A 12,343-nucleotide genomic window follows, 5' to 3' on the forward strand; every position below is an offset into this window, starting at 1 on the left:
CCTGTCGCGCAAGATCACGGTTGACGTGCAGGGCGAGATCCTCGAATTGAAAAATACCATCAACACCATGGTGGACCAGCTGCGCGGCTTTGCCTCTGAAGTAACCCGGGTGGCCCGCGAAGTGGGTACGGAAGGAAAGCTCGGCGGACAGGCTAACGTGCCTGGTGTTGCCGGTACCTGGAAAGACCTTACCGACTCCGTGAACCAGATGGCGGGTAACCTTACCGCCCAGGTGCGTAACATCGCCGATGTGGCCATCGCGGTGGCGAACGGAGATCTCTCGAAGAAGATCACCGTTGACGTGCGCGGTGAGATCCTGCAGCTGAAAGAAACACTCAATACCATGGTGGACCAGCTCCGCGCCTTTGCTTCTGAAGTAACACGCGTGGCCCGCGAGGTGGGTACCAATGGTAAGCTCGGCGGCCAGGCATTCGTGCCCGGTGTTGCCGGCACCTGGAAAGACCTTACAGACTCTGTAAATAAAATGACCGGTAACCTGACCGACCAGGTGCGTAACATCGCCCAGGTAACGAAGGCAGTGGCTTCCGGTGACCTGTCGAAGACCGTGGCCATCGATGTGAAGGGCGAGATCCTCGACCTGAAGAACACCATCAACACCATGGTGGAGCAGCTCAACTCCTTTGCGTTTGAAGTAACCCGCGTGGCCCGCGAAGTGGGTACAGAAGGTAAGCTGGGCGGCCAGGCTGAAGTGAAAGGTGTTGCCGGTACCTGGAAAGACCTTACCGACTCCGTGAACATGATGGCATCCAACCTCACCTCGCAGGTGCGTGGTATCGCCAAGGTGGTAACGTCCGTGGCAACCGGTAACCTGCGCCAGAAGCTCTCCATCAATGCAAAAGGTGAAGTGGCGCAGCTCACAGAGACCATCAACGAAATGATCGAGACCCTGGCGGTGTTTGCCGATCAGGTGACCACGGTGGCCCGCGAAGTGGGCGTTGAAGGACGACTCGGCGGACAGGCCAACGTGCCCGGTGCATCGGGTATCTGGAAAAACCTGACGGAGAACGTGAACCAGCTTGCCCAGAACCTCACCACGCAGGTGCGCTCCATCTCAGAAGTAGCTTCGGCGGTAACCAAGGGTGACCTGACCCGAACCATCCGCGTGGAAGCCAAAGGTGAAGTGGAAGCCTTAAAAGACACGATCAACCAGATGATCGCCAACCTGAGGGCCACGACGTTGCGTAACCAGGAAACCGACTGGCTCAAGTCCAACCTCGCCAAGTTCACACAAATGTTGCAGGGTCAGAAAGACCTCAACACCGTGACCAAACGGATCCTTTCAGAGCTTGCACAGGTGGTGAACGCGCATTACGGTGCCTTCTACATTCTGAAGCAGGATGACGAGAACATGACGGTGAAGCTTTCCCTGTATGCCACTTATGCCTACAAGGAAGACAAGAACGTACCCAAAGAATTTGCCATTGGCGAAGGGCTCGTGGGTCAGTGTGCTTTTGAAAAGGAAAGGATCCTGCTTACCAACGTTCCTTCCAACTATATCAAGATCAGCTCGGGGCTTGGAAAATCGAAACCTACCAACCTCATCATTCTGCCGGTGCTTTTCGAAAACAGCGTGAAGGCCGTGATCGAGCTCGCTGCCTTAGACGCTTTCAGTCAAACGCACCAGGACTTCCTGAGCCAGCTCACGGAATCCATCGGTATCGTGCTCAACACCATCGAGGCCAACACCCGTACGGAAGAGCTGCTGGCGCAGTCGCAGTCGCTGGCCAGCGAGTTGAAAGTGCAGCAGGAAGAGCTCCGCAGAACGAACGACGAGCTGCAGGACAAAGCGCTGCTGCTGGTGAAGCAGAAAGAAGAAGTGGAAGAGAAGAACAAGGAAGTGGAAGAAGCGAGAAGATCGCTGGAAGAAAAGGCAGAGCAGCTGCAGCTTACTTCCAAGTACAAGTCCGAGTTCCTCGCCAACATGTCGCACGAGCTGAGAACACCTTTGAACAGCTTGCTCATCCTGGCGCAGCAGCTGTATGAGAACGCCGAAGGCAACCTGAACGAAAAGCAGGTGCGTTACGCCAAGACCATACACTCCTGCGGTGATGACCTGATCCAGCTGATCAACGACATCCTTGATCTTTCGAAGATCGAATCGGGTTTCATTTCAACCAACATCTCCCCTGTTCATATCTCAGAGATCGCCGCCTTCGTGGAAACCACCTTCAGGCCGATCTCCGAAGCGCGCAACCTGCGCTTCAGCATCCAGCCTGCACAGGATATTCCGCCGCAGATCGATACGGATATTCAGCGCCTGAACCAGATCCTGAAGAACCTGCTGTCGAACGCATTCAAGTTCACCGAAAAAGGTGGCGTGAACCTGCGGATCTACGAAGCCAAAAAAGGTGCATGGAAATCCAACCCTAACCTTGACCAGGCGCGGAAGGTTATCGCCTTCTCCATTACCGACACGGGTATCGGTATACCACAAGACAAACAGATGATCATATTCGAAGCCTTCCAGCAGGCAGAGGGTTCTACGAGCCGTAAATATGGTGGCACTGGCTTGGGCCTTTCCATCAGCCGCGGTCTCGCCGAACTGTTGGGCGGAACCATCGAGCTTGAAAGCTCACCGGGCAGGGGAAGCACGTTCACATTGTACCTGCCGAGCGAGAGCATGCCCATCTCTACGTCCAAGCAGACAACCGATAACATCAAAGCCATCCAGCAGCAGCTTCAGCTCGAGAACGACGACCAGGAGATCAACAGCCTGCTCACCAACCTGCGCATCACCAACGAAGGTATCGAGAACAGGAACCTGGAGATCGTGAGCGAGCTGATCAACGAAACCGGCGACGACCGCAACAACATCCAGAGCGGCGAAAAAGTAGTGCTGATCGTGGAAGACGACCTGCGTTTTGGCAAGATCGTGATCGAAAGGGCACACCGCGAGAACTTCAAGGCCATTGTGGCTACGAACTACCTGGAGGTGTTCGATTTCATCAACCGCTTCAACCCGATCGCCATCACGCTCGACGTGAAGCTACCCGATACCAGCGGCTGGAAAGTGATCGACCTGCTGCGCAACGATCTCAACTACAGGCATATTCCCATCCACGTGATCTCGGGAGAAGAGAACCGGGTGCTGGCGCTGAAACGCGGCGCCAGGAGCTTCATGCTGAAACCCATCGGCAACGAAGCGCTGGACGAGCTGTTCGACGACATCGTTAAGTTCAGCCGGAAAGATCGCAAGCATGTATTGGTGGTAGAAGACAACGAGATCGACTCTTCACAGATCGCCAAGATCCTGAGAGAAGACAGCGTTGATGTGGAGATCGCGCCTACGGGTGAAAAAGCGCTCGAGCTGATCCAAACCGGCGATTATGACTGCATCATCCTCGATTATACACTGCCGGATATCTCGGGGCCTGACCTGATCATGAAGGTGAGCAAAGCCAAGCAGAAGCTCACACCCGTGATCGTTTACAGTGCCAAGGATTTCAACAGGCAGGAGCTGGCGCAGATCAACCTCAACTCCAACGCCGTGCTGCTGAAGGGTGTAAATTCTATCGAGCATTTGCTTGAAGAGGTTGTTACTCATTTGCATATTGCGCACAAGGAGCTTCCACCGGAGAAGCGGCGGATCATTGAAAATATCCGCAGCAAGGAGGACATCCTGACGGGTAAAACTGTTCTTGTAGTGGATGACGATGTGCGGAACCTCTTCGCCCTGACAACGGTGTTCGAACGTTTCAACATCAATGTGATCACGGCAGAAAGTGGCAAGGAGGCTATCCAGATCCTGAACGAGAATACGAAAATAGAAATGGTGCTGATGGATATCATGATGCCGGAAATGGATGGTTACGAGACAACGCAGAAGATCAGGCGTGAGCATAAGAACAGCTCGCTGCCGATCATCGCCGTAACCGCCAAGGCCATGAAAGGAGACAGGCAGAAGTGTATCGAGGCAGGCGCTTCGGATTACATCACTAAACCCGTAAAAATAGACCAACTGCTTTCATTGATGAGGCTTTGGTTTTGTAAATAGATATGCAGCCTAAGATCCTGTTAGTAGACGACCGAGAAGATAATCTGTTGTCGATCGAAACTATTTTCGAACCGGACGGCTATAAGCTGGTAAAAGCCAATTCAGGCAGGCAGGCGTTGAAGATCCTGCTGACAGAAACGGATTTTGCCCTCATCCTCATGGATGTAAAGATGCCGAACCTGAATGGTTTTGAGACAGCTTCGCTCATCTACGAGCGCGAGAAGCTTAAACACATACCGATCATCTTCATCACGGCCAATAACTTCGGCGACGAGAACATTTACAAGGGTTATCAGTCAGGCGCGGTGGATTACATCTACAAGCCCATCAATCCGGATGTGCTCAGGGCCAAGGTGTCGGTGCTTATTGACCTTTACAGGAAGAACCGCCAGCTGCTCGCACAGGAACAGCGCCTGGTAGCCATCAACAAAAGTCTCGAGATCGAGATCAAGGAACGGAAAGCCAGCGAAGAGAAGGTGAAGCAGCTCAACCGTCAGCTGCTGGAGAACATCGCCAGCCTGGAATCGGCCAACAAGGACCTGGACCGTTTTGCCTTCATGGCCTCGCACGATCTGCAGGAGCCGCTGCGCAAGATCAGGATGTTCAGTGACCGGCTTTTTTTGAAGTATAAGGAGGCCATCGACGACGACGGGCGCACCACCATTCACCGCATACAGAAGGCCGCAGAGCGCATGCAAACGCTTATAACGGATATCCTCACGTTCTCCAAGATCTCCGTGGATAAACCGTCTTTTGTTGAAAGCGACCTGAATGCGCTGATCAGCGAGATCCTCACCGAAATGGATGAAGACCTGCGTGAAAAAAAGGCCCGGGTGCTGGTAGACAAGCTGCCCTCGCTGTTTGTGAACCCCAGCCTGATGAAGCCACTTTTTCACAACCTCATCGGCAACGCGCTCAAGTACCGCAAAAAGGACGTGGACCCGCAGATCCGCATCACGTCAGACATCACCGGTCAGATCAACGGAAAAACACTCAAAGATCCCCAGCAGAAGTATTGCCGGATCTTTATCGAAGACAACGGCATCGGGTTCGACCAGAAATATGCAGAAGAGATCTTCGGCATGTTCAAACGCCTGCACCACAACACCGAGTTCGAAGGAACGGGCATCGGGCTGGCGCTGTGCAAAAAGATCGTGGAACAGCACAAGGGTTATATCTCCGCCCGCAGCAAGGTGAACGAAGGTTCCACTTTTATTATTTCCATTCCCATGCACCTGCAGCAGGAATCGCTTCCCGTGAACTGAGCTACAGCTTGCGCCAGTCCTGGCACAGGATCAGCTTCAGCGACCGGCACAGGTCTTCGAAGCGCGACGGCTTCTGAAGGTGGTGTGCGGCGCCTAGCGTATCGATCTCTTCCAGGTCGCGGGGGGCGAACGATGTTGAGTACATGATCACGGGGATCGATCTCAGCTGTCGTAGGTTCTTGATCTCCCTGAGGATCTGCTTCCCGTTCAGCTTGGGCATGTTCAGGTCAAGGAATATCAGGTCGGGCAACATGATCATTTCGCGCTCAAGCTGTTTGAGGGCTTCTTCTCCGCTGGTAGCCGTGTAACATTGAATGGACTTATCCACTTCACTCACTGCTTCCATAAAGATCTCCTGGTCTTCCACATCGTCGTCGATAATAAAAAGCCTTTTGTGCAGGATCTCTGCGCGGGGATACGTCTTTAAAGTAGTTACTTCCAAGGGATAAAGGTTAGCGATATTTTCTAAGAAACGCTTTCCGGATGCTGCATCTCCCCTTCCTCCTTCACCATTGCTTTCTTTGATTCAGCCTCCTCGGGCACCGGGCAGAGGCCCTGTACGGCAGGGGGAAGTTTCTGGCGAAGATCCATCCCCTTGTTTGCGGCCTCCTGGTGAAATACCCTGAATACAGATCTCAGGTTGTTGCGCAGTGTCGCATCGTCAGCGGGCAGCTGCGCTCCTGTATGCGGGTACTTCATTCTCACCGCGGTTAACAAATCTTCCTCATTGAAGAGACGTTGAGGCAGGCTGCTCAGTTTCCAGCCGTGCGCATAAACGCCTTTGACATGCATGGGTAAAAAAGAAATGATCTCCAGTGATTCCTCCAGCGAGATCCTTTCGCGCAAAACGTTGAGCAGCGTTGTCACTAACCGGTCTGCATACCCCAGATCGCCTGTCTGCAGCTCGCGGGCAACGCGTTTGTAAAATTTTATTCCTTTGTGTCTGTACTCATCAAAGTTTAAGACCATCGTTAAAAATTAGTTTTAGTTGTCGGCAGGTAAGATTCAAACTAGTTCAGGGAGGGCAGTCTGGCGATGATGTTTCTGGCCTCTCCTTCACTGAGGTATTTTTTTAAGACACGTATAACAGCCTGGACTTCTTGTTTAGCAGTGTCGTCGCTGATCAGATATCTTTCAGCGATGTGCTCATCCTGCGAGCGGAGTTGATCGAGCAGATCGGCCATTGAACCCGGCTGCATCTGCGCAATGCCAGGTTTCCATCCATCGACGTAGGCAGCCTTGATGTACAGCGGAAGCTGCGAGATGAGGTGAAGCGACTCTCCGGGTGACAGGATATCCCTGAGTGTGTGCAGCACAGAAACAATAACACGGGAGGCATGATCCGTGTTCTCGGCATCGTTGAGCTCCCGCGCTACATGGCGAATAAATTCATTGCCTTTAAGCACATATTCCTCTACCCTAATGGCCATGCGTAAAAATGTTACAAATCACAGATTATTAAAATGGTACTTTCTGGTGTGGCCCCCCATAAATGCCATGCTGTATTTTACACTGCAGAACATTCCTTCGTTGGTTGCGTTTCCATTCTTCCACTTACTGTGGACTTCCAGAAACAATTCACGCCGGGTAACTTACTTCGTTTTATGCGAAGAAAGGCCTGACTGAGCTGATTTCCCTGATGCTGGATTTGCCAGGACGAGAGGTATTGCCCATGGATAGCCGTTAATAATGCCGTTTCGAAAAAAATCATACCCAAATTCAGTTATTTTGGGTCATGCAAATGGTTTATGGCCCCCAGAGGCACGTTCTTTTAGACCGCCGGTTGAACATTTATGCGAACCAGGACTAAAAGGATATGGGCCATTGTAATGATACTGGGCATCGGCGTGGCCGTGCTGATCGCGGCCCGCTCTTACATTTTTGATCGTCTGAAAGAAACGTTACACGAAAAGGTCAGGAGCCTCAACAAAACAGATCTCAACATCCGGTACGATTCAATTTACATCGACTGGCGCAGGAACCTCATTATGGTTGACAAGCTCGTGGTGGAAAAAGATGCTTATGACACTACCTGCGCTTACCCGGAGTTTATCTCAGTGGAGAAAGTGAGGATCGAAGGATTCAGCCTTCTGTCTTATCTGTTCCGCAAGACGGTAAGCTTCGAAAACGTCTCATTGATGAAGCCACACATTGTCATGAGGCAGGCTTCCCGTCTGCTGCAGGATTCTTCCAGGGGAAAAGAGAACGGGTTCAGGCTCGCCATCGATGCAGTTCATCTCTACGGTGCCCATTTTGAATACACAGACAGTGCAGCCTGCAAACCCATCACAGAAGTTAAGTCAACCCTTCATGCGCTGTCCCTTGCCGTTGATGCACAGCCCGGCAGGACACCCAAATTTTCGCTGCAGGCTGTTCAGCTCGACAGCACAACGGTAGAACTGCCCGATGAATTTTATACCCTGCGCGTGAAAGCCCTTGCCGCAGACCTCAAAAAGGGAACGCTCAGGCTCGATACACTCAAAGTGAGCCCACACCACCCCAAACTCGCCTTTGGCAGGAAGAAGGGTTTTGAAACAGATCGCCTGGAAGGTGTAGTGCCCTTTCTCAATTTATCGGGCCTCAAGCTGCGATACGTTGATACGTTCGCCATCGAGGCAAAGAGCGCCAGCGTTCAGACATTCATGAAGATCTTCCGCGACAAGCGGCTGCCGGATAAAAAGAAGGTTACACTGCTGCCGCTCCCGCAACTGCGAAAACTGCCATTCGGCATCAGCATCGATTCACTTCGGCTGGTGAAGAGCTACATCTCCTATGAGGAGTTCCAGGTCGAAGCCGGCGTGCCGATCACCGTGTTTTTCGACGATATCACGGCCACCGTCCTGCACCTCAACAACGACCGGAGCCTGGCACAGGGAGAAACGATCTTAAAGGCAAAGTGTGCTTTTATGAGCAAGGGCAGTGTCGAGCTGGTTGCGGTGATGCCATGGCAGGAAGAGAAGAATTGTACGGTTGAGGGGAACCTGAAGAATTTCAACCTTGAAAACATCAACCCCCTGCTCGAGCCGCTGGCCAACATGAAGATTGAATCAGGCATCATGAAAAGGCTTCACTTCAAGTACGCCTACAACAGCACCCGCGCCGATGGTGAAGTGGCGCTCAACTATGAGAACCTGAAGGTGATCAGTTACAAAGACGACGAGAAATTAGAAAAAGACAAAAAACGCAAGCGCAACAGGAACAAAGACCCAGAAGACCTGAAAAAAGATAACCTCAAAAGTTTCATCATCAATGCTTTTGTGATCCGCAAGAACATGGATGAGAGCGTGCCCGAAGAAAAACGAACAGGAACAATACTGTTTTATCGCGACACCTCGAAATCACTCTTCAATTACTGGTGGAAGTCAGTCTTCTCCGGTGTCAAGGCTGCGTATAACCTCGACAAGCTGGAAGCGCTGGCGAAGAAAAAGAAGAAGTAGGGAGTAGGCAAATAGTAGCAGTAGGCAAATCCGATCGCAAGCGATCGGGCAGTAGGCAAAGGACGAGTTACGGCAATTCTGGAGAGCTTCGTATGTTTAGCGCGAGCACAGTCTCGTAAGTCAACGCCTCGCACGTTGCCTGCTGCATGATAGCGCAGCTATCATATTTTGCCTACTGCCTACTGATTTATAGGTAGTTCTTCAGCGTACTCAAGCTCAACGGCTTTTCAAGGATCTTGACAGAAGTACGGCCGGTGAGCTCCGGCGGCAGGTATTTGTATGCGCTGATGAGGTTGATCTTACATTCGGGATATGCCTGCAGCAGGTAATCCATCTTTTCCCAGCCCAGACCGTCAGGAAGGTTATTGTCGATAAATACGATATCCGGAGAAACTTCTTTCATCAGCGTTAAGCCCGTACCGAGGGTGTTGGCTAAAAACACATCGTAATTCAGTTCAACAAGGTAAGTTTTCATGAGATGACACAGGTCTTCTTCGTCATCGATGATCACTATCTTTTTTTTATTCATAGCTGCTCCCTTGCATTTATCGTCAAAATCTATGCAAATGTTTCCGCTTTACAAGAAAAAAAATCTTGTACCTGAAGATGTAGATATTTTTTCACACGGCAAAATGTGTTAAAAAGGCTCTTTAGGTACAGTTTTTTTTGACGTTTTCCTCATCAAACAAAACCTTAAAGTATAAAATATTATGAACTCAACAGGCAAAGTACTCTTGGCAATTATCGGCGCAGCAGCCGCAGGTGCAATCATAGGGATGCTCGTTGCTCCTGAAAAAGGAAGCGACCTGCGCAAAAGAATCTCTGACACTACCGGTGACTGGGCTTCTCAACTGAGCAACCTTCTGGCACAGGGAAAAGAACAGCTTGAGAATTTAAAACAGTCGGCAATGAGTGAAGGAGAAAACGTTGCTGGTGAAGCAGAAGGTCGTTTTAATAAAGTAAGAGAAAAAGTTTCTTAAAAAACGGTGGTTGTCTCAAAAGTCATCCGTTATGCACGGGAGATCATGACTTTTGAGACAGCCTTTTCGTTTCTTAAAACCGCACAAAGATCCCAGAGAAACCATTCTCTTTTGCCCCGCACATTTTGCCTGATCATGGCCCTCAGAAACACAAAGCGTTGTTTCCACTTCATCCGGAGCATTATCGTCAGAAAGCATACGAATTAACACACGCTTCAGCGGATCAGTTTTTCCGAATGGCTTTTAGCATGAACGCAGCCGCCCACATGCCATTGGTTTGTTCAACCTGTCAAAACCGCCAGCAGCGTACAAGATCCCGCAGGAAGGTGTAGAAGCACATCTACATACCAGATCAATCTTTTTCGGGGAAAGTGAACTCCTTCTCCGGGGGCACCATTTTTTCTTCCTAAGTAATGGAACAAAACATGATTGCCATGGAAAAGAATAAAAATCAGCGGCAAGCAGGCCCTTCGGAACGACGCACCAGCAGACCCGGGCGGCAGGAACACACCAACAAGGGCAGGCCTGATCGCAGAAGTGAACCTTCGGCACGTCAGGAAACTGAGCAGGATACAAACGCCGCAACAGGTCATGCGAAACCTATCACAAACCAGGATGCGCAGCGGAGGGCAACCAACGCCGGCAACTCAAACGATGTTATGGGCGAGCAGGAAACGGAAGGCGACCGATGGCGAAACGATAGATCCAGACCCTATGTGAACAGTAACGATTTTATGAACATTCAACGCAAAACACCAACGATGGAATAACAAGTATGTAGACACCGACGAGGCCAAGCAGGCCCGCCGTTAAACATGACAACATTATGAAAAAGCAATCGATCTTCGTGATTGGCATTGTCGTAGTTGTGATCAGTTGCTTAGGTGAAGGTGCCCTGTCTATCCTTGAACATGAACAGTGGTCAAACTACGTTCAGACCTGGCAGACACCATGGGCGTCCGTAAACAAGAAAAAAGTTAAAAAATCAGAGCAGGAAATACCTTTGTGTGCTGAGAAGCTCGCAAGGGTGAGAATTTAGGAAATAGAGTGAAGTTATTTTAACCGCAGAGAACGCGGAGAAGGCGCCGAGGGCCGCAGAGATTTTTTGGTAACCCTGAAAGATGCTCTATTAAGAGCACGATGAGATTTGCCTGCATTTTCTTTGCGCACTTTGCGTTTTCTTTGCGGTCTTTGCGTTTTGCATTTCTACCCGTGATTAAAGATCACCACAAAGGTGGTTCCCTCATCCACTTTAGACCGCACTTCCACGGTGGCGTTATGGGCCTGGATGATGTTGAGCGTGGAAGCAAGGCCGAGGCCGATGCCGTTGCGCTTGGAGGTAAAATAAGGTTCGAACAATTTTGAAAGGTTCTCGGTAGGGATACCGCAGCCATTATCGGAAATTTCAACCGAGTTGCTTTCTTCCGTGGAGGTTACCGCAATGCTGAGCTCTCCATGGTCATGCGAAATAGCCTCGATGGCGTTGATGATAATGTTCAGGAACGCGATCTTCAACTTGTTCTTGTCGCCCCTGATATAACACGGGGTCTCTGGATAGTTGAGCTTAAGCTTGATCTGCTTCAGGGTGATCCTGTCGAGCGCAATGGCGATGGTATCGTCGATCACGGTTTGCATGGCGATCTTTTCGAAGCTCATTTCCGCGGGCTTCGATGATGTCAATAGCTCGGTAATGAGGTCGTTGATCCTTTTGCCGTTCCTGTCGATGATGTCGAGGTAGATCCTGTCTTCGTCCCTTGTAAGACCATTGAGCTGCTCCAGCGACATGTGGATGTTGCTTAGCGGATTCCGCACTTCGTGGGCCAGTGTTCTCACAAGCCTGCCTGTGGCCGCCAGTTTTTCCGCCAGCAGTGTAGCACGTTCTGTTTTCTTCTGGTTGGTGATATCGTGCAGGATGCCCTGTACGTAGACGTTGTTATTACTATCGCGCTCCAGCGAAAGGTTCAGGATGCAGTATCGCTTTTTGCCTTTCGTGTTATTGAATTCCAGCTCCATGTCGTTGATCTCACCCGCTTTGGCCAGTCGCTCCTGGATCTGTGCGCGTGTGGATTCATTGTCGATGAGCTGATAAAGGTTGGAATTGAGCAGCTGGTGCTTGTCGCAGCCCGCGAGCCTTGACATGGCGGTATTCACATCTCTGAAAACGAGCGCCTGATCTGTGGTAAACACCGCCTCTTTCGATTTTTCGAAGATGTTCCTGTATTTCCTTTCGTTAGACCGCAGTGCCTTGGTGGAGGCTGCCCGTTCCAGCGAGTAGCGGATGCATCTTTCGAGCTTTTCAGTGGTGAGCTCGGCTTTCACCAGGTAATCGACGGCGCCCATTTCCATGGCCTGCTTATCGATGTTCGGGTTGCCTTTGCCCGTGAGCAGAATGATGGGCTCTTCACAGTTCATGCTCATGGCTTCCTTCAGCAGGTCGATACCTGTTTTCGCGCCAAGCCTGTAATCCACGAGATAGAGATCAAAAGCTTTGGACGCGATCTGCTGAAGCGCCGCCTTGTAATTATAGCACCACTGGATATCGAGGGTTCGGTCTTCGATCCCTTTCAGAAAACCACTGGTAAGTATGAAGTCATCCTCATCATCATCAATGATCAGTATACGCACAGGCTTGGACGGATCGTACAT

The 12,343-nt window shown here is 50.8% G+C and carries 11 protein-coding genes; 6 read left to right on the forward strand and 5 right to left on the reverse strand.

Annotated features, from left to right (window positions below; all coding sequences use genetic code 11):
- Together KK083_RS17990 and KK083_RS17995 are read left to right on the forward strand one after the other, a co-directional pair.
- The coding region (locus tag KK083_RS17990; RefSeq protein ID WP_254165594.1) for a response regulator at window positions 1–4,015 on the forward strand (4,015 nt) is incomplete at its 5' end.
- A gap of 2 nt (window positions 4,016–4,017) precedes the next feature.
- Entirely contained in the window at window positions 4,018–5,280 is a 1,263-nt protein-coding gene (locus KK083_RS17995; RefSeq protein ID WP_254165596.1) for a hybrid sensor histidine kinase/response regulator, read from the forward strand.
- Between the two features lies 1 nt (window position 5,281).
- On the opposite strand, the gene KK083_RS18000 is transcribed toward KK083_RS17995, so the two are convergent.
- The 3 genes from KK083_RS18000 to KK083_RS18010 are packed head-to-tail and all read right to left on the reverse strand — an operon-like array spanning window position 5,282 to window position 6,710.
- On the reverse strand, window positions 5,282–5,722 hold the full coding sequence (locus KK083_RS18000; protein WP_254165598.1) for a response regulator: 441 nt from the start codon (window positions 5,720–5,722) through the stop codon (window positions 5,282–5,284).
- 23 nt (window positions 5,723–5,745) lie between these two features.
- Entirely contained in the window at window positions 5,746–6,249 is a 504-nt protein-coding gene (locus KK083_RS18005; protein WP_254165599.1) for a DUF2267 domain-containing protein, read from the reverse strand.
- A 41-nt stretch (window positions 6,250–6,290) separates the two neighbouring features.
- Window positions 6,291–6,710, reverse strand: a complete 420-nt coding sequence (locus tag KK083_RS18010; protein ID WP_254165601.1) for a DUF2267 domain-containing protein — start codon at window positions 6,708–6,710, stop codon at window positions 6,291–6,293.
- A gap of 363 nt (window positions 6,711–7,073) precedes the next feature.
- Between KK083_RS18010 and KK083_RS18015 the strand changes: the two genes are divergently transcribed.
- On the forward strand, window positions 7,074–8,717 hold the full coding sequence (locus KK083_RS18015; protein WP_254165603.1) for an AsmA family protein: 1,644 nt from the start codon (window positions 7,074–7,076) through the stop codon (window positions 8,715–8,717).
- Between the two features lie 187 nt (window positions 8,718–8,904).
- Here KK083_RS18015 and KK083_RS18020 read toward each other — a convergent pair whose 3' ends face one another.
- Window positions 8,905–9,246, reverse strand: a complete 342-nt coding sequence (locus KK083_RS18020) for a response regulator (RefSeq protein ID WP_254165605.1) — start codon at window positions 9,244–9,246, stop codon at window positions 8,905–8,907.
- 181 nt (window positions 9,247–9,427) lie between these two features.
- On the opposite strand from KK083_RS18020, the gene KK083_RS18025 reads away from it, so the two are divergent.
- The 3 genes from KK083_RS18025 to KK083_RS18035 all read left to right on the forward strand — a co-directional run bounded on the left by KK083_RS18025 (window position 9,428) and on the right by KK083_RS18035 (window position 10,736).
- A complete protein-coding gene (locus tag KK083_RS18025) occupies window positions 9,428–9,697 on the forward strand; it encodes a YtxH domain-containing protein (protein WP_254165607.1) in 270 nt (89 codons plus the stop codon).
- A 434-nt stretch (window positions 9,698–10,131) separates the two neighbouring features.
- A complete protein-coding gene (locus tag KK083_RS18030) occupies window positions 10,132–10,467 on the forward strand; it encodes a hypothetical protein (protein ID WP_254165608.1) in 336 nt (111 codons plus the stop codon).
- A gap of 56 nt (window positions 10,468–10,523) precedes the next feature.
- A complete protein-coding gene (locus tag KK083_RS18035; RefSeq protein WP_254165610.1) occupies window positions 10,524–10,736 on the forward strand; it encodes a hypothetical protein in 213 nt (70 codons plus the stop codon).
- A gap of 167 nt (window positions 10,737–10,903) precedes the next feature.
- Here KK083_RS18035 and KK083_RS18040 read toward each other — a convergent pair whose 3' ends face one another.
- Complete coding sequence (locus KK083_RS18040; protein WP_254165612.1) at window positions 10,904–12,343, reverse strand: hybrid sensor histidine kinase/response regulator; 1,440 nt, start codon at window positions 12,341–12,343, stop codon at window positions 10,904–10,906.

Origin of the sequence: Chryseosolibacter histidinae, from assembly GCF_018598225.1 — a bacterium.
Classification (GTDB): Bacteria; Bacteroidota; Bacteroidia; order Cytophagales; family Cyclobacteriaceae; genus Chryseosolibacter; species Chryseosolibacter histidini.

Coding starts and splice junctions, on each gene's coding strand:
- KK083_RS18025 (WP_254165607.1), top strand. CDS start 9,428: ATGAACTCAACAGGCAAAGTACTCTTGGCAATTATCGGCGCAGCAGCC.
- KK083_RS18020 (WP_254165605.1), bottom strand. CDS start 9,246: ATGAATAAAAAAAAGATAGTGATCATCGATGACGAAGAAGACCTGTGT.
- KK083_RS18040 (WP_254165612.1), bottom strand. CDS start 12,343: ATGTACGATCCGTCCAAGCCTGTGCGTATACTGATCATTGATGATGAT.
- KK083_RS18005 (WP_254165599.1), bottom strand. CDS start 6,249: ATGGTCTTAAACTTTGATGAGTACAGACACAAAGGAATAAAATTTTAC.
- KK083_RS18030 (WP_254165608.1), top strand. CDS start 10,132: ATGGAAAAGAATAAAAATCAGCGGCAAGCAGGCCCTTCGGAACGACGC.
- KK083_RS18010 (WP_254165601.1), bottom strand. CDS start 6,710: ATGGCCATTAGGGTAGAGGAATATGTGCTTAAAGGCAATGAATTTATT.
- KK083_RS18035 (WP_254165610.1), top strand. CDS start 10,524: ATGAAAAAGCAATCGATCTTCGTGATTGGCATTGTCGTAGTTGTGATC.
- KK083_RS18015 (WP_254165603.1), top strand. CDS start 7,074: ATGCGAACCAGGACTAAAAGGATATGGGCCATTGTAATGATACTGGGC.
- KK083_RS17995 (WP_254165596.1), top strand. CDS start 4,018: ATGCAGCCTAAGATCCTGTTAGTAGACGACCGAGAAGATAATCTGTTG.